Origin of the sequence: Hymenobacter sp. (genome assembly GCF_036387835.1) — a bacterium.
GTDB lineage: Bacteria > Bacteroidota > Bacteroidia > Cytophagales > Hymenobacteraceae > Hymenobacter.
Genome location: NZ_DASVSY010000088.1, coordinates 12,554 through 29,105, shown reverse-complemented (window position 1 = coordinate 29,105; position 16,552 = coordinate 12,554). Strand labels below are relative to the sequence as shown.

The window sequence follows — 16,552 nt, the reverse complement described above, 5'->3', positions numbered from 1 at the left end:
AAAACGACAAAGCCCCGCCGGTTATCGGCGGGGCTTTTTATTGATTGAAACTAGATGCTGTTGATTTAGAACTCCGCGCCCTCTGCGGGCTAAAACACGCCAGATAAGTTACCGTATCTTGCCCACGTCCCTTGCCGTTCCAAGCATATGCTCCTCACCATCTCCACCACGCATCAGCCCGCCACCGACCTGGGCTACCTGCTCCACAAAAACCCGGCGCGGCTGCAATCCGTGGACATTGCCTACGGCCAGGCGCACGTGTTCTACCCCGAAGCCAGCGCTACCCGCTGCACCGCCGCGCTACTGCTCGACATCGATACGGTGGCGCTGGTGCGCAACCACCGCGGCCCGGCCGGCGAAGGATTTGCGCTGGAGCAGTACGTCAATGACCGGCCGTACGCCGCCTCTTCCTTCCTGAGCACGGCCCTGGTGAAGGCCTTCAATACAGCCATGAACGGCACCTGCAAGGACCGCCCCGAACTCCCCGAAACGCTGCTGCCCCTGGAAGTTACCGTGGCCGCCCTGCCCGCGAGCAGTGCCGAGCAACTGCACCGCTTGTTCGCGCCCCTGGGCTACGCCGTAGAAACCGACGCGCATCCTCTCGACCCCACCGTGCCGGAGTGGGGCGAGAGCCGCTACTACACGCTGCGCCTGCGCCACGCTGGCTGCCGCCTCCGCGACCTGCTCACCCACCTCTACGTCCTGATTCCGGTCCTCGACAACGACAAGCATTATTGGATTGGGCCGGCCGAAGCCGAGAAGCTGCTGCACCGCGGCGCCGACTGGCTGCCCCAACACCCCGACCGGGAGTTTATCACGCGCCGCTATCTGCGCTTCGCTGAATACGTAAACCCCACGCTGAAACGACTGCTGGCCACCGAGGGAGCCGCCACCGATGATGCCGCCGGAGTTGTGCTGCCAGCGGCAGAAATAACGGCCGCAGCTGACGAGGCCAACGAAACCGAGCAGGTGGTGCCGGCGAGTACCACGGAACCGGTAGCTGAAAAGCAGAAACTCCACGACCTGCGCCTGGCCCGCATAGCCGAAGAAATCAGGCGGGTAGGAGCGAAGCGGGTGCTGGACCTTGGGTGCGGTGAGGGCAAACTGGTGCGGCAGCTGCTACAGCAGCCGCAGATCGAGTTTATTTTGGGTATGGACGTTTCGTACCAAGAGCTGCTCCGGGCGCAGGACCGCCTGCACCTGGCCGAAATGCCCCCGCGCCAGCGCGAGCGGCTAACACTAGTGCAAGGCTCCCTGCTCTACCACGACCCGCGCCTGGCCGGCTACGACGCGGCCGCCGTAGTGGAAGTCATCGAGCACTTAGATGAAGGCCGGCTGGCGGCATTCGAGTTGGTGCTCTTTGCCCGCGCCCGGCCGGGCGTCGTGTTCCTGACTACGCCCAATGCCACTTACAACCAAAAGTTCGAGAAGCTCTCAGCCGGGCAGTTTCGCCACTCCGACCACCGCTTCGAGTGGACGGAACAGGAGTTTACCGCTTGGGCCACGGCCGTAGCGGAGCGTCACGGCTACCGGGTGCGGGTGGAGCCACTTGGGCCAGAAGACGCCCAAGTAGGAGCTCCTTCACAAATGGCCGTGTTTGAAAGAGCAGTGTAAAGCCGAGGTAGCGCGGAAGTCATAGAAAGCCACAGGAAATCCGTTCCGCGACGAGCAACGCGAGTTCCTACTTGTATGAGCTACACGGGGCAGTACCGGATACGCGCGTTGCTCGTCACGGAACGGAAGCCACAGGATTTCCGCGCTACCCTGCGCTTACGGGCTTTACAGCCTGTCGTACTACCTCATTTGGCGGCGTGTGACCAAGTAAATAGATGCTTCCACAAACGGGCGCCAGATCAAACAGGTCAAGCTAATCTAGCTCCAGGACGAAACCTCCGTGGGTTTTTACAAGCAGCGTCAGCTTGCTGCCATCGAAGTGGCGGGAAGTGAAGTCGCGGGAGGTCCTGCCGTCGGTGATGAGGGTGCCGCCTTTGGGGGCGCCGAGTGCCGAGAGGTCGAGGGTGAGGGTTTTGTCGATGGGGGTGCCGTTGATGCCGGCCACGTACCATTTGTTGTTGGCTTGACGGGCAATGACGGCATACTGGCCGGGGTAGCCATCTAGAAATTTCACATCGTCCCAATGCGAAGGGAGGTTGCGCAGGAAGTCAACTACGTAAGGCGGCTGCTTTTTCATGCTTTCCGGCACTTCCACGTAGTGTTGAATGCCCGATTGAAACAACACCGACAGCGCCAGCTCGAACCCGTTGGTGGTAAGGCGGTTGTGATTGGGAATTTCGGAGAAGCACACCGGCGTGAAGTCCATGGGCCCTACGGCGTTACGGGTGAAGGGCAGCACGGCGCAGTGCGTGGGCTCCTGGTCGGTGTTGGCTTGCTCGAAGGTGAGGAACTCGAAGCCGCGCACGGCTTCCATGGTCAGCAGGTGGGGGTAGGTGCGGGTCCAGCCGCGGGGCAGGGTGGTACCGTGGAAATTCATTAGCAGCTTGGCCTGCGCGGCATCGTCGAGCAGATCTTGGTAGTAATTCATCATCGACTGCCCGTCGCCGCCGAAAAAGTCGATTTTTATCCCCTTTATACCCATTTGTTGTAAGCGGGCGAATTCCTTTTTACGGGTTGCCGGGTCGTAGAGCCTATTGATGGGCGTTTGGGGTGCTTTGTTCCAGTTGCCGTTGGAGTTGTACCAGAGCAGCAGGTCTACGTTTTTCGAGCGGGCATATTGGGCTAGCTCGGTTACTTTGTCGTAGCCGATGTGCTTGTCCCACAGGGCATCAATCAAGCAGTAGCGCCACTTCATGTCGGCGGCGTAGTCGATAAAGTTTTTCTGCACCTCGTAGACGGTGGCGCCGTCTTTGAGCAAAGCCCAACTCCAGGCGGCCTTGCCCGGTTTGATGAAGGCTTGGTCTTTTAGGTTGGTTGGCGCGCTCAAATCCGTGGTCAGCGTAGATTCCACGATGGTGCCCAAGGTTGGGCCGAGCACGATAACGCGCCAGGGAGTACTCCAGGGCAACGTGGATTCGGGCAGCACCGGGGCCGTGGGGGTGGTGCCTTCCTGTGGCTGCGCCAGCGCCACGCCGTACTCGCTGTCGGGCGAGAGGTGGGCCAGGTGGGCCCCGCAGTAGTTGCGCCCCATGTCGGTTTCCGTCAAAAGCACCCAATGGCCCGCCGCTTCAAACAACGCCGGAAACGACCAACCCTGCCCCAGGTCCGAGGGCGTACCCGCGGCCAGGCCCATCTTGTAGTATTCCTCGTAGGAAGGCTGCGTGTTGGCCCATCCCGACTGCGCCACCGCGTGCGGATGCAGCCAGCCCTTGGCGGCCGCCGGCAAGTGAAACGTGGTTTTCTCGGCCACTACCCGCTTCACTTCCTTGGTTTCACCCGGCAGCAGATAGCGGAAAGCCGCGCCGTCGTTGGATACCTGAAACACGACAGTCAGTTGGTCGCCTTTGCTGTTGGAAAGCGCCAGCACCCGCCGGTTGGCCTGGTAGCGGCACGTGGCGCGCTTGTCGTTGGTTAGGGTGTAGGTGTCGGTAACCAACTCCACCTTGCTGGCGCTGCCGAGCTGCAGGTCCTGCGTGAAATCTGCATCAGCCAGCTGCAAACCTAACCGGGAAGACCGAATTAACTCAGTGTCCTTATAGGCAACCGAGTAAACCGGCGTGCCTTGCTCGCTCAGGCGTACCGTAACCCGCACGGCACCATCGGGGCTGCTGATAAGAATAGGATCTTGCTTGCCTGCCCATGCCAGCATACTTGAAAGGAATAACGCCAAGGTTAACGATACTTTTAGCAGGAATACGGAAAGGAAGAGGATATGTCGGGGCCGGTGCGGGCATCAAGCAGGCCGACTTGCTTGGGCGCGAGCAGCGGCACTACTTCGGTGGGCTTGATGGCCGGAACCATATTTTTCGGGCGTTTTTGTAGGTTGCCTGTAGGATTGGCCCCAATATTACGGCCTCCTTGGTGGGTTTAAAATCTTTGATTCCTGGCAATCAGCCCTTTAAACCGACCCAAACTTTATTTGCCTTTGATGGTGGTGCAAGAAAGCGCTAATGAACGTTAACGGGAAGAAAGCCACAGAAGCCAACGCCTGCTAACATCGGCGGCCACTATGCCGCAGGGTTCTTTACTTTCAACATCTATTTCCTCGCCTGCTTTGCTTATGAAGGTTTTGCTGACGCTGATACTGGCAGTAAGCTGGCTGACGCTGTACGCGCAGGAGCCCGCAGCTCCTACAGTGTACACCGATGCCAAGGCGCACTACCAACTCACGTACCCCAGCTCCTGGCAGCGGCATCAGACCGAAGACAAAACAACGGTAACGTTCGACGCCGGTGGCTCCGACCGCGGGGCCGTGGTAACGCTCACCATCCGCCCGCTGCCCGGCACTCAAAGCGCTACGGCCAGCCTGCTAACTCAGGGGCAGTTAGATTCGGTGCGGCGCAGCATCCAGCGCCAACCCAAAGCTCAGGTGCTGCGCCTCGCCCAACAAGCTGCCGGCGATTACGAGGAAGTGCGCTACCACTACACCTACGCGCCCAAACCAGCCCCTACGGCCCGCATTCGCGTAGTAGGGCGCCAGCTGTGGCGCGGCGGCACCGAGTTTCGCCTGGAATACACAGCCGCGAGCAGCCAGGACGACCGTTATCTAGAGGAAGGCGAACAGTTGCTGGAGTCGTTCCGCTTCACGGGCAAAGTAGGCAAGCCGCCCGTTGCGGCCCCGCAGTGCGACGACAAGATGTACGGCATTGCGGCCCTGCGCTACGACAACGACACGTGGGAAGACGACTGCCGCACGATTCACGAATTTTCCACCGCCGACCTCACGGCGGCCCCAAAGATTCATCGGCAGGCGCTGCCATTTCAGTCCTACGCCCTGGCCAAAGGGTTCGACAATTGTCTGTATTCGGCCACCAAAGCGCCCACCAACCGGCCCGAGTACGTGTACCGCTACAACCCCACCACCCGCAAGGGCGAGTACACCTCCTGGAAGCTGCCGGCGCAAGGCTCCGAGAACGTCTGGATTTCAGCCGCCACCGATGAGAAGGGCGACTTGTACTTCATGACCTCGGATGCCGGTATGTTGGTGAAAGTCAGTCCCGCCGATAGCTCGGTGACAACCGTCTGGACAAAAGACCCGCTGCGGAAGGCTCCTTATTACCCAACCATCGGGTTTGCGGGGGCAGGTTCGCACGGCAACTTTTGCCTCGATGATGCGCACACTCTCTACGAGGTCTACAGCACTGACGGCTCGGTGCTGCGCGTGGACCTGACCACCCGCAAGCCCGCCCCGGAAATCACCAAGCTCGCCGGGCTCCCCGAGCGGGGCGGCTACAGCGATTTGCTGCTGCAACTAAACGAGGAAGGCCGCCGCACGCTCTACCTGGCCGGCCCCAAAGCGCTATACCGCGTCGATATGGAGCAGGGCCAAGCTTACCGGGTGCGCCGCGGCGTGTATACCGACCTGGCGGGCTGCAACCTGTTTCGCGTCGTACCCCCGCCTCAGGCACCGAAGACGCCTGGGGCGCCACCCACTGCCACGGCGGCTACCACCTGGCAGGGCCGGGTGCTCGATGCCGTCACGTTTCAGCCCTTGCCCCAAGCCCAGCTGCGCCTGAATGGGGGCGGAGCGGAAACCAAGGTGCCCCTCACCCCCGAGGGTACGTTTGCCGTGCCTGTTAGTCCTGACCGGGCCTACAGGGCACATGCTCAGCTCGTCAGCTACCTGCCCACCGACAGCATCTATACCACCCTGACCGGCCCCTACGTGCAGGATATCCTGCTCCAGCCCCTCACCGTTGGCACCACGCTCCGCCTGAAAAACGTGCAGTTCGACCAAGGCACCACCCGCATGCTCGCGGCTTCCTACGCCACCCTCGACCAGCTGCTAACCGTGCTCAAGGAAGACCCCAGCCTCCTCATCGAGATACGCGGCCACACCGACAACGTGGGGCCGGCCGAGAAAAACCAGATCCTAAGTGAGCAGCGGGCCGCCGCCGTGAAAATCTACCTTGTCGGGCTTGGTATTTCCGAGCAGCGTATCAGCAGTGTAGGCTTCGGCGGGAGCCAGCCCCGCGCCAGCAACGCCCGCGAAATCACCCGCCAGCTCAACCGCCGAGTGGAGTTCCGCGTGACAGGTGGACGGTGAAAAGATTATGCCGGGGCCTGCATCACATAGCTGTGCTAGCATAACAAGCGTCTCTGGCACCGCTACGCGGCGCGACCTCACACGACCAGTTCAGGGCTACAAACCTTCAGTCGATACGCGGCTACTCCGTAACTTAAGTTAACTAAAAAAACACATCTAGTGGTACTTAGAAAGTGCTAAGACTGCTACAAGAATAGAAGTGTGGGGGTTTGGGCCGCATAGCGGCCACAGGTTTGTAGTTAATGGATATATGAACGTCTCGCGCCGCATAGCGGTGCAAGAAATAGTAGATGCTTATTCAACGGCATTACACAATCCATTCAAACAAATACCGCTCATCGTACTCCACAGCAAATTTTTGCAGCAGTGCAACGTATTCATCCCGGAAGCTAGTGCGGGTATGATGCTCTGGCTGGCGCTGAATGTACTGCACAACCGCATCTAGCTGCGACTTAGCGTAGGAGAAGGCCCCATAACCCCGCTGCCATGCAAAATGCGTCGGCAGCAGGTGGTTGGCATTGATCCAGGTGCTGGAACTGCCTTTTATCTCGCGTACTAAATCTGCAATGGCTTGATCGGGATGAAGTCCTATGAGTAGGTGGAGATGGTCAGGCATGCAATAGATAGCCAAGGGCTTGTGACGATAGTCACGGACAATCCCGCAGATGTATTGCTGCACCCGTTCCCGAATGTGTTCCCGAATTAGTCGGTCGCGCCCATGCACGGCGAAGATTAGGTGGATGTATAATTGGGTATACGTATTGGCCATAATGCGCCTGAGAGATTCTGGCACCGCTACGCGGCGCTGTCGTTCGGTAAATCGGATTTGCTACAAACCTGTCACCGCTACGCGGCGTGCAGATGGAAAAACGGCTGGTATAGTCCGGCAACGGCAGGCCGCACAGCGGCCACAGGTTTGTAGCCAAAAATGTGAACGATTAGCGCCATGTAGTGGTGCGAGAGATACAACAATGCAGCCCTGAGAGCTATTCAACTATCAACTGCGCTGCAATAATCTGCCGGGTGTTTTTGCGCTCCTGTTTGCGCCGCTCAGATTTGACTTTCAGCGCATAGCTTCTTTGGTCCGAGCAAAAGTGCATTCTCCCGCCATCTGCTAAACGGGAGCCTTGCCGAATCATCAGGCCCTTAAGGTGGCAATCATCATACCCGCAAAGGTGCTTAGAATATGTACCGAAGTTCCGATGTTTCAGCCTTTTGGTCTTAAGTATCCTCTGCTGGTTGAGGCGAATATCTTTCCAGGCTTTGCTGCTGTCAGCTTCGGTCAGAGTCTCGCCCAGAGTGCTCAACTCGAAGTACGTGACAGGATCTTTCAGTTGCAGAAATTCAAACGTCTTGCGGAAGGAGGCCACCGCATACTCTCTAACTTCGACTTTCTGCTCGCCGGTTAGCTCTGTGCTTTCGACAATAGCCCGAAACAGGCCAAGTGTGTTGAAATCAGTAAACCTTTTGTGATTTTCAATAAGGTGGATATACTCAGAATAAGTGAGCGTATTAAACTTTTTATTGATTTTCATGGCTGTATCCTAGCGGCTATTCCCAAATATATAAGATAACAATCACCGCATGCCCCTAACCACCCTCAAGCTTCCTGAACTCTCCCTGGTCCTGCTCATTGGCACGTCGGGGGCGGGCAAGAGTACCTTTGCCCGGCGCCTGTTTAAGCCCACCGAAATCGTGTCGTCGGACCAGTGCCGGGCGCTGGTGGCGGACAATGAGAACGACCAGGGCGCCACGCCCGACGCGTTTGCGTTGCTGCATTACCTGGTGGGTGTGCGCCTCAAGCGCGGCCTGCTCACGGTAGTAGATGCGACCAACGTGCAGCCCGAAGCCCGCAAGACCCTGGTGCAGCTGGCCCGCGACTACCACGTGCTGCCCACCGCTATCATCCTCGACGTACCCGACCACGTGGCCGAAAGTCGCAACCGCGCCCGCGCCGAGCGTCGCCACCTCGGCCGCCATGTGGTGCCGCAGCAGCGGGTGCAGTTGCGCCGTAGCCTCAAGAGCCTGAAGCACGAGGGTTTCCGCAACGTTTTCCATCTGCACGGCCCCGAGGAAATCGACGCTGTAACCACTATCGTGCGCGACCCGCTCTACAACAACCGCAAGCAGGAAACCGGCCCCTTCGACATCATCGGCGACGTACACGGCTGCTACGACGAGCTGGTACAACTGCTGGCGAAGTTGGGCTACGTAGTCGAGCCGGAGCCAGTAACGGATGCGCGGGATTTGGGCGTGCGGGTTACGCGAAAAGTTGCCTCACCCCCCGGCCCCCTCTCCTTCAGAGAGGGGGAGCTGAACGATTCAGTTCCAACCCATACGTCTGGCTCCCCCTCTCTGAAGGAGAGGGGGCCGGCCCCGGAGGGGTCCCGTGAGGCGCGCCGTGTCATCTTTCTTGGCGACCTGGTCGACCGGGGGCCAGCCTCCCCGCAAGTGTTGCGGCTGGTGATGCGCATGGTGCAGGACGGGCTGGCGCTGTGCGTACCCGGCAACCACGACATCAAGCTGCTGCGGCACCTCAACGGCAAGAAGGTGAACGAACAGCACGGTTTCGCCGAGACGCTGGCGCAGCTAGCCACCGAGTCGGATACGTTTAAGAGCCAGGTGCGGCAGTTTCTGGATGGGCTTGTGAGCCATTATGTGCTCGATGGGGGCAAGCTGGTGGTGGCCCACGCCGGTTTGCGCGAAGACATGCAGGGGCGGGGTTCGGGGGCGGTGCGCTCCTTCGCGCTGTTTGGCGAAACTACCGGCGAGATAGACGAATTCGGCTTGCCAGTGCGCTACAATTGGGCTTTGGAGTACCGCGGCCGGGCCATGGTAGTGTACGGCCACACGCCCGTACCCGAGTCGGAATGGCTTAACAACACCATTGATATTGATACCGGCTGCGTGTTCGGCGGCCAGCTTACGGCCCTGCGCTACCCCGAGCGAGAACTGGTAGCCGTGCCCGCCGCCCGCGTCTATTGCGAGCCGGTCCGCCCGGTGCGGGTTGCCAGTTATCAGTTGCCGGTTGCCAGTGAGTTGGCGGCAGGCCAGCAGAACGAACCGGCAACTGGCAACCGGCAACTGGCAACTGACCTCACCGCGCAACAAGAACACGATGCTCTGCTCGACATCCGCGACGTGACAGGCAAGCAAATTATCCGGCCGCGCCTGTTGCCTTCAGTTACTATTCGGGAGGAAAACGCTATTGCGGCCTTGGAGGTAATGAGCCGCTTTGCGCTCAACCCCAAGTGGCTGCTCTACCTGCCGCCCACCATGTCGCCGACGGAAACCAGCCCGCTGCCCGACCTGCTGGAACACCCCACCGAGGCCTTCGACTATTACCGCAAGATGGGCGTGGAGCGCGTGGTGTGCGAGGAAAAGCACATGGGCAGCCGCGTAGTGGTGGTGCTGGCGCGCGACGAAGACGTGGCGCGCCGCCGCTTCGGGGTGGTAGGCGAGGGGCCCGGCAAGTGCTACACCCGCACCGGCCGCAACTTCTTCACCGACCCCAACCTGGAAAGCGCCTTCCTGACCAAGCTGCAAGAGGCCCTAACCGGCGCCGGGTTTTGGGAGAAACACCAAACCGACTGGCTCTGTCTCGACGCCGAGCTGCTGCCGTGGTCGGCCAAGGCGCAGGACCTGATTAAAAACCAGTACGCCGCCGTGGCTGCCGCGGCCAGCGCCGCGCTGCCCCTGGCCGAAGTTGCGCTAGCGCAAGCCGCCGCCCGCAACCTCGACGGTCTTGAAGCCCTGCTGGCCCGCACCACCGCCCGCCGCACCGCCGCCGAGCACTATGCTGAAGCCTACCGCCGCTACTGCTGGCCGGTGGAGAGCCTCGCCGATTTGCGGTTGGCGCCCTTCCACCTGCTCGCCACCGAGGGCCGCACCTACTTCGACAAAGACCACGCCTGGCACATGGAAACCCTGCGCGCCCTCAGCCTGCAAGACCCCGGTCTGCTCCGCGCCACGCCCTACCGCGTAGTCGCCACCCAAGACCCGGCGGAAGTGGAAGCCGCCATCCAGTGGTGGACGGACCTCACGGCTGCCGGCGGCGAAGGCATGGTGGTGAAGCCCTACGACTTCATCCCGAAAGGCGACAAAACCCTGGTGCAGCCCGCCCTCAAGTGCCGGGGCCGCGAGTACCTACGCATCATCTACGGTCCCGATTATCTGCTGCCCGGCAACCTGGAGCGCCTCAAGGAGCGCGCCATGAAGGCCAAGCGCAACCTGGCCCTGCGCGAGTTTGCCCTCGGCGTGGAAAGCCTGGAACGCTTCGTTGCCGGCGCCCCGCTACGGGAGGTACACCAGTGCGTGTTCGGCGTGCTGGCCCTGGAAAGTGAAGCGGTGGACCCGCGGTTATAGAAGAACGATGTAGAGACGCGACACTTCGCGTCTCTTCGTTGAACGACTTGTAAAGATCTTGTTTTAAAGTAGTTAAATAGCGTGTCGTTCAACGAGGAGACGCGAAGTGTCGCGTCTCTACACAGGCTTTATCATCAAGGCCCTCGGTACTGAGCTCAATAAAAGTGTGCTTACAGTCGACTTCTCTTTTCTGTTGAATTCCGTATGAACGCAGCTTGAGCAGCGGATAGAGGGCGCAGATGCGTCCTTTATGATGACCTGCCCAAGGAAGCGTCCAACAGCAATTACTTCATGCAACAGAAAACAGCGGCTCTTTTACTGGCACCGGTCCTGACGGTCGGGGTCCTGACGTGGATTTGGCGGAGCAAACCCTACACCATTCAAGCAGACAATTGCGCTACTATCACCACGGCGGGCCGCATTCGGTTGGCTTTGCTGCGCCAGCTCATCAAGCGTAACGGACCTTCGCGCCGCAAGCTTGGCGTCCCAAAAGAAACGATGCGCGCCATTGAGCAGCGGGAGGTGGCCACGGGATACGGTGCGGCGCCCGTTACGTTTTACTGGCCCGAAGTCTCCAACGAGCCCCTGCCGGTGTACGTCAACTTTCATGGCGGCGGCTTTGTGCTCGGCTTCCCTGGTCAAGATGATTTGCTGTGCCGGTACCTGGCGCACCATGCACAGTGCCTGGTTGTTAATGTCGATTACACGCTGGCGCCGGAAAACCCATTTCCGGCGGCCGTCTACCAATGCTACGACGTGGTGAAATGGGTGCACGAGCAGGCGTCGGTCTTGGGCTACGACGCCAGCCGCCTGGCCGTCGGCGGCCACAGCGCGGGCGGCAACTTTGCGGCGGCGGTAGCCTTACTCGTGAAAGAGCGTCAGGAGTTTGCCCTGGCCTTGCAGATTCTGGATTATCCGTCGCTCAACCTAGCCGAGCGCACCGACCACAAGCACGTGCTGCGCCGCAAGAAGCAGGTGCTTCCCGTCGAGCTGGCGTCGTTTTTCAAGCACATGTACGTGCCTTGCCCTGCTGACCGCCTCAATCCGCTGGCTTCACCCTTGTTGGCCGAAGATTTAACCGGTCTGGCACCCGCTCTCATTATCACGGCCGAATACGACCTGCTGCGCGTTGATGGCAACGAATACGCGCAGAAACTGCGGGAGCAGGGCGTGGCCGTCACCCACGAGGAGTTTAAAGGCGTAGATCATGCTTTCACCCACTTCGGCCCCAAAGAACCCGCCCACCGCGCCTGGAACCTGATGCTTGCTACTCTGAAGCAGGCCCTGCACGGTTCAGCTCAACCCACTACAGCCACAGAATCAACTGCGGATTCGGCAACCGCCTCCGCGTTGAATGCCGTACTACCAAAGCCCTGATTTCCAATCAAGGAAAAAGAACGGTCATGCTCATCTGGCGTCCGCGCAGGCGCAGCCGTAGTCGAAGCATCTCGCTAGTGTGGTAAACACTACTCCCGCGTCAGCACGCGAGATGCTTCCTCTCGTCAGCATTACAACCTCAGCACGCGAGATGCTTCGGCTTCGTTGCCCTGCGCTCAGCATGACAGTCCCTTCCTTAGTATCAGTACGCGAAATGCTTTGACTACACTTTGGGCTTCGCGCAGCAGACGGTCTTTGGGCCTATTGCTATAAAACTCACTTCTGCTTTCAACCCCCATGCCTACTAACACCATTCTGGTAGTCGGCGGCAACGGCATTATTGGCCGCAACGCTGTCAGCTACCTGCTCGCCACCGGCAACTGGAATACCCTGGTCACGTCGGCGTCGGCGCTGGACTATGAAACCTTGGCGCACTATGTGCAGCTGGATTTGCTGGACCCGCAGGCCGTAGCGGGACAGGCCGAGCAATTGCGGGAGGTTACGCATGTGCTCTACGCCGCTTACATCGAAGGCAAAACGCTGGCCGCCCAAACGGACGTGAACGTGGCGCTGCTGCGCAACCTCGTAACCGGTCTGGAGCAGATAGCCCCCAACTTCCGCCATGTCACCTTCATTCAGGGCGGTAAGGCCTACGGTGCCCACCTCGGCCGCTACAAAACACCCGCTCTGGAAACCGATCCACGCCATTTTCCGCCGAACTTCTACTACAGCCAGGAAGATTTTTTGCGCGAGCAGTCCGTGGGCAAGGCGTGGAGCTGGACGGCCGTGCGCCCCGATATTGTGGTAGGATTTGCCGTGGGCAACCCCATGAATCTGGCCAACCTGATTGCCGTGTACGCCAGCTTGTGTAAGGAACTGAAGGTGCCCTTCCGCTTTCCGGGCAGCTTGCAAGCCTACCAAGTGCTGGTGAACGTAACCGATGCCACGCTGCTAGCCAAAGGCATGGAGTGGGTGGCTACCCACGACGAATGCCGCGAGGAAATTTACAACGTCACCAACGGTGACGTTTTCCGCTGGAGCCAGCTCTGGCCGAAGTTCGCCGAGTATTTCGGAGTGGAATACGCCGAGCCTATCACGTTTCCGCTGCAAGAGTACATGGCCGACAAAGCGGACTTGTGGCAGCAAATGGTGCAGAAGTACAACCTTGAACCCCACACCCTAGACGAGCTAGCGCAGTGGCCGTTCGGCGACTTCATTTTCAACGTGGAAGCCGATGCCTTCTTCGACGTCAACAAACTGCGCCGCGCCGGTTTCCACGACATGCACCTTGACAGCTTCACCTCTTTCCGTAACCAATTCGAGTTGTTGAAAGCGGAGAAGATAATTCCGTAGCCGAAGCCTTGGTAAGGAATCAAGGTCGATCATTCGGTTATGTGCTTATTGTTAAAGTAATTGCACGAAGGCTGTAGCGCGAAGCCTGCGCTTTACCGACAGTACAGGGAGGTTGCTTGTTAGAAGCTTCTAACTTAGTGTCCAGCTGCTAGGGCGAGCAATAGCCGCGCTTCAGTACTAGGCCACAAGCTGTGGCACCGCATTATTTGAAGCTTTAAAACCTGATTGTACTTGATGGCAACTGTATTACCTGTTCATGCGCGGTTAGCTGCAAAAGCAGTAGCCTTTTGCATTCAATTGCTTGGTTTTATTGGGGCGCTGGTTGTTTGTCCGGTTGTTGCGCAGGCGCAGACGGCCAAAACGTTGCAGGGCGATATCCGGGTCCACGACCCCGTCATGATCAAGCAGGGCGATACGTACTATATCTTTCATACTGGCAAGGGCATTCCCATCAAAACGTCGAAAGACAAGGTGCATTGGAAAAATGCGGGTAATGTATTCGCCCCCACGGCGTTGCCGGCCTGGCACAAGCAGGACATTCCCGAGCAGGATGGCGCTCTGTGGGCGCCCGACATTCACTACCGCAACGGCAAATACCACCTCTACTACTCGGTATCGGCCTGGATGAACTTCAACTCCAGCATCGGCTACGCCACCAACACCACCCTCGACCCCACCGATCCGGCCTATAAATGGGTTGACGAAGGCCAGATCATCAACGCCCGAAACGGCGGCAAAGGCGTCAATGTAATCGACCCCAACATTTTCGTCGATACCGATAAGAAGGTGTGGCTGTTCTACGGCTCCTACAAAGCCGGTTTGCGGGCCGTAGAGCTGGACCCCAAAACCAGCAAGCTGAAGAGCGAGACGCCGGTGCTGAGCGAAATTACAACCGCATTGGGCGAGGGCGTTTTCGTGCTGAAAGGACCGAAGTACTACTACATTTTTGCCTCCCGAGGCATCTGCTGCAAAGGCAACGAAAGCAATTACCAGGTGGTCGTCGGCCGCTCCACGAGCGTGACCGGCCCTTACCTCACCAAAGAGGGAAGCAACTGGCACGACAACAACTATACGGTGCTACTAGCCGGTGACACCGCAGAGCCCGGCCGCGGCCACAACGGCTTCTTCACCGAGGGCGACTCCACGTTTATCGTGTACCACGCCTACACCCGCGCCGCCGAAGGAGCCCCACAACTCCGAATCCAGCCCATGTATATGGACAAGGACGGCTGGCCCTCGCTGGACCCAACGGTGAACAGGTTGTTTGCCGTCAAATCACCCTTGAAGAGCAAGAAGTAACCGCCCTATACCGATTGCGCCTTAGGCTCTTTGGTACACCGTTTGGCGCAGCCGGGGCCAATCCACCGTGCGGCGCTCCAGCGAGTACGTCTCCAGCAGCGTCAAGCTCTTGTCCAGAAAAATCTTAACGGAATCGGGGACCGGGACCGGGGTGGTTTGGTACTGAGCCGAGCGAGTAGCAACGAACAGCAGCACCAATGATCTGAGTTTCTTCATGCAGCGAAGATGCGGGTTGTGGGCGCAGGGTTGGTTGTGGAGCGTGGATTCACTTCCCGCCCATACTTTTGTCTCGTGCGCCTTTGAACTCCGAGCCGGTGCGCCACTGCGGGAACGTAGTTTCACTGGCGAGGCGCTGGCCGACGCGGAAGTAGAGGTGAGCATCCTGGGCAATGCCCGACAGGTCCCAACTGGGGTCGAACTGGTCGGCGGGCTTGTGGTACATGTTGGTGGTGTAGTTCTGGCGCTGCTGGGCAATGTACTCCTTCCCGCGGGTACGGCTCTCGAAACCGCCGCTGGCGTAGAGCGAGGGCACGCCTACGTGGGCGAAGTTGAAGTGGTCGGAGCGGTAGAACATACCGGTTTCGGGTGTTTGGTCGGGCAGCACGTAGCGGTCTTGCTCCTTGGCCGCCGCGCGGGCGTAGTCCTCCAGTTCTGATTGGCCGTAGCCGATGACCGTGAGGTCTTTCATCTCGCCGTAGGGCCAGAGCATGTCCATGTTCAGATCGGCCACGGTTTTGTTGAGGGGGTAGGGCGGATGCTGGGAATAGTAGGCCGAACCGAGCAAGCCTTGCTCTTCGCCGGTTACGGCCAGAAACACAATGCTGCGGGCAGGCTTCTGCGGAGCTTTCTGAAAGGCTTCGGCGATGCTCAGCAAAGCGGCCAGGCCGGTGCCATCGTCCACGGCGCCGTTGTAAACGGAGTCGCCGGCAATAGTTTTGCCCACTCCGAAATGGTCCCAATGGGCCGAGTAGACGATGTATTCGTTGGCGCGGGTGGTGCCGGGCAATACGGCCAGCACGTTGCGGCTGGTTTGGCGGCGGCGCTTGTTGGCAATGCTAGCCGTGAGGGTAAGGTCGCCGAGCGGACGGGCGCGGAAGCCGGGCTTGTTGGCGGCAGCATAAAGCTGGTCGTAGTTCTGGCCGGCAACCTGGAACAGCTTCTTGGCGGCGTCCAGGGTCAGCCAGCCTTCCACGGCGCACTTATCGGCGCCTTTGTTGGGCGTTTGGGCGCGCAGCTTCGGGCCGACGGCCCCACTGAGCACCACCGACCAAGGATAGGCGGCCGGCTTGGTGTCGTGCACGATGAGTAGGCCCGCGGCCCCGTGGCGGGCGGCTTCTTCGTATTTGTAGGTCCAGCGGCCGTAGTAGGTCATGGCCTTGCCCTTGAAAAAGGTGGTGTCGTTGCCGGCGTTGCCGGGGTCGTTGACCAGCACCACCACGGTTTTGCCTTTCACGTCGAGGCCAGCATAATCGTCCCATTTGTATTCGGGGGCTACTACGCCGTAGCCGGCAAACACCAGCGGCGAGTTGCTGACGGCAACTTGCTCTTGTTCGCGCTGCGTGAAAGCCACGAAATCGGTTTTATAGTTGAAGCTCAGGTTTTGGCCTTTGCCCTTGATTTGCATGGTGGCTGCGGGCGTGCCCGTAATTTCCACCATGGGCACGGCCTGGAAGTAGCTGCCGTCGGGGCCGGGCTTGAGGCCGAGCTGTTTGAACTGATCGGCCAGGTACTTGGTGCTGCGCTCTTCGCCCACTGTGAACGGCTTGCGGCCCTGCATGTCATCCGAGGAAACGGCTTGCAGGTACTTGCCGATGCTGGCCGCGGTAATGGCTGCGCCAGCAGCAGGGGCAGACGAATTAGTATTGGAAGCCTCGTCAGCACTTGCGTTGGGCTTCGATTGGCAGCCGCTCAAGGCCAGGCCAAGTAGCAGTGTCGCCATCAGCGGACGGCCACCAGAAAACAGGCAGGAAAAAATCATAAAGGCGTTTAAATAGCGGG

Annotated in this window: 11 protein-coding genes; 6 read left to right on the top strand and 5 right to left on the bottom strand. The window is 59.5% G+C overall.

Annotated elements, in window-relative coordinates; all coding sequences use genetic code 11:
• Positions 1-147: 147 nt before the first annotated feature.
• Positions 148-1,614 carry a 3' terminal RNA ribose 2'-O-methyltransferase Hen1 gene (locus VF639_RS17055; protein WP_331147138.1) on the top strand — a complete coding sequence of 489 codons (1,467 nt, stop codon included), beginning with the start codon at positions 148-150 and terminating at the stop codon, positions 1,612-1,614.
• Between the two features lie 253 nt (positions 1,615-1,867).
• On the opposite strand, the gene VF639_RS17050 is transcribed toward VF639_RS17055, so the two are convergent.
• Positions 1,868-3,763 (bottom strand): glycoside hydrolase family 97 protein, encoded by a 1,896-nt coding sequence (locus VF639_RS17050; protein WP_331147137.1) that lies wholly within the window; start codon positions 3,761-3,763, stop codon positions 1,868-1,870.
• A gap of 411 nt (positions 3,764-4,174) precedes the next feature.
• On the opposite strand from VF639_RS17050, the gene VF639_RS17045 reads away from it, so the two are divergent.
• Positions 4,175-6,160, top strand: coding sequence for an OmpA family protein (locus tag VF639_RS17045; protein ID WP_331147136.1), 1,986 nt, complete (start codon positions 4,175-4,177; stop codon positions 6,158-6,160).
• 307 nt (positions 6,161-6,467) lie between these two features.
• Here VF639_RS17045 and tnpA read toward each other — a convergent pair whose 3' ends face one another.
• Together tnpA and VF639_RS17035 are read right to left on the bottom strand one after the other, a co-directional pair.
• The gene (gene tnpA, locus VF639_RS17040) at positions 6,468-6,929 is read right to left on the bottom strand and encodes an IS200/IS605 family transposase (protein ID WP_331147135.1); all 462 of its coding nucleotides are present in this window, start codon (positions 6,927-6,929) and stop codon (positions 6,468-6,470) included.
• Positions 6,930-7,146: 217 nt separating this feature from the next.
• Positions 7,147-7,695, bottom strand: coding sequence for a hypothetical protein (locus VF639_RS17035; protein ID WP_331147134.1), 549 nt, complete (start codon positions 7,693-7,695; stop codon positions 7,147-7,149).
• Positions 7,696-7,744: 49 nt separating this feature from the next.
• Here VF639_RS17035 and VF639_RS17030 point away from each other — a divergent pair, with 49 nt between their 5' ends.
• The 4 genes from VF639_RS17030 to VF639_RS17015 all read left to right on the top strand — a co-directional run bounded on the left by VF639_RS17030 (position 7,745) and on the right by VF639_RS17015 (position 14,554).
• The gene (locus VF639_RS17030; RefSeq protein ID WP_331147133.1) at positions 7,745-10,525 is read left to right on the top strand and encodes a polynucleotide kinase-phosphatase; all 2,781 of its coding nucleotides are present in this window, start codon (positions 7,745-7,747) and stop codon (positions 10,523-10,525) included.
• A gap of 291 nt (positions 10,526-10,816) precedes the next feature.
• Positions 10,817-11,902, top strand: coding sequence for an alpha/beta hydrolase (locus VF639_RS17025; RefSeq protein WP_331147132.1), 1,086 nt, complete (start codon positions 10,817-10,819; stop codon positions 11,900-11,902).
• 297 nt (positions 11,903-12,199) lie between these two features.
• Positions 12,200-13,255 carry an SDR family oxidoreductase gene (locus tag VF639_RS17020; RefSeq protein ID WP_331147131.1) on the top strand — a complete coding sequence of 352 codons (1,056 nt, stop codon included), beginning with the start codon at positions 12,200-12,202 and terminating at the stop codon, positions 13,253-13,255.
• 234 nt (positions 13,256-13,489) lie between these two features.
• Positions 13,490-14,554 (top strand): arabinan endo-1,5-alpha-L-arabinosidase, encoded by a 1,065-nt coding sequence (locus tag VF639_RS17015; protein ID WP_331147130.1) that lies wholly within the window; start codon positions 13,490-13,492, stop codon positions 14,552-14,554.
• A 21-nt stretch (positions 14,555-14,575) separates the two neighbouring features.
• Here the strand turns inward: VF639_RS17015 and VF639_RS17010 are convergent, their stop codons facing one another.
• Together VF639_RS17010 and VF639_RS17005 are read right to left on the bottom strand one after the other, a co-directional pair.
• Positions 14,576-14,770 (bottom strand): hypothetical protein, encoded by a 195-nt coding sequence (locus VF639_RS17010; RefSeq protein ID WP_331147129.1) that lies wholly within the window; start codon positions 14,768-14,770, stop codon positions 14,576-14,578.
• 49 nt (positions 14,771-14,819) lie between these two features.
• Positions 14,820-16,532 carry a M28 family metallopeptidase gene (locus VF639_RS17005; protein WP_331147128.1) on the bottom strand — a complete coding sequence of 571 codons (1,713 nt, stop codon included), beginning with the start codon at positions 16,530-16,532 and terminating at the stop codon, positions 14,820-14,822.
• Positions 16,533-16,552 lie beyond the last annotated feature (20 nt).

Bases quoted from the DNA above. Each gene is read 5' to 3' on its own strand.
- VF639_RS17010 (WP_331147129.1), bottom strand. From the start codon at position 14,770: ATGAAGAAACTCAGATCATTGGTGCTGCTGTTCGTTGCTACTCGCTCG.
- VF639_RS17005 (WP_331147128.1), bottom strand. From the start codon at position 16,532: ATGATTTTTTCCTGCCTGTTTTCTGGTGGCCGTCCGCTGATGGCGACA.
- VF639_RS17035 (WP_331147134.1), bottom strand. From the start codon at position 7,695: ATGAAAATCAATAAAAAGTTTAATACGCTCACTTATTCTGAGTATATC.
- VF639_RS17030 (WP_331147133.1), top strand. From the start codon at position 7,745: ATGCCCCTAACCACCCTCAAGCTTCCTGAACTCTCCCTGGTCCTGCTC.
- VF639_RS17045 (WP_331147136.1), top strand. From the start codon at position 4,175: ATGAAGGTTTTGCTGACGCTGATACTGGCAGTAAGCTGGCTGACGCTG.
- VF639_RS17025 (WP_331147132.1), top strand. From the start codon at position 10,817: ATGCAACAGAAAACAGCGGCTCTTTTACTGGCACCGGTCCTGACGGTC.
- tnpA (WP_331147135.1), bottom strand. From the start codon at position 6,929: ATGGCCAATACGTATACCCAATTATACATCCACCTAATCTTCGCCGTG.
- VF639_RS17015 (WP_331147130.1), top strand. From the start codon at position 13,490: ATGGCAACTGTATTACCTGTTCATGCGCGGTTAGCTGCAAAAGCAGTA.
- VF639_RS17050 (WP_331147137.1), bottom strand. From the start codon at position 3,763: ATGCTGGCATGGGCAGGCAAGCAAGATCCTATTCTTATCAGCAGCCCC.
- VF639_RS17020 (WP_331147131.1), top strand. From the start codon at position 12,200: ATGCCTACTAACACCATTCTGGTAGTCGGCGGCAACGGCATTATTGGC.
- VF639_RS17055 (WP_331147138.1), top strand. From the start codon at position 148: ATGCTCCTCACCATCTCCACCACGCATCAGCCCGCCACCGACCTGGGC.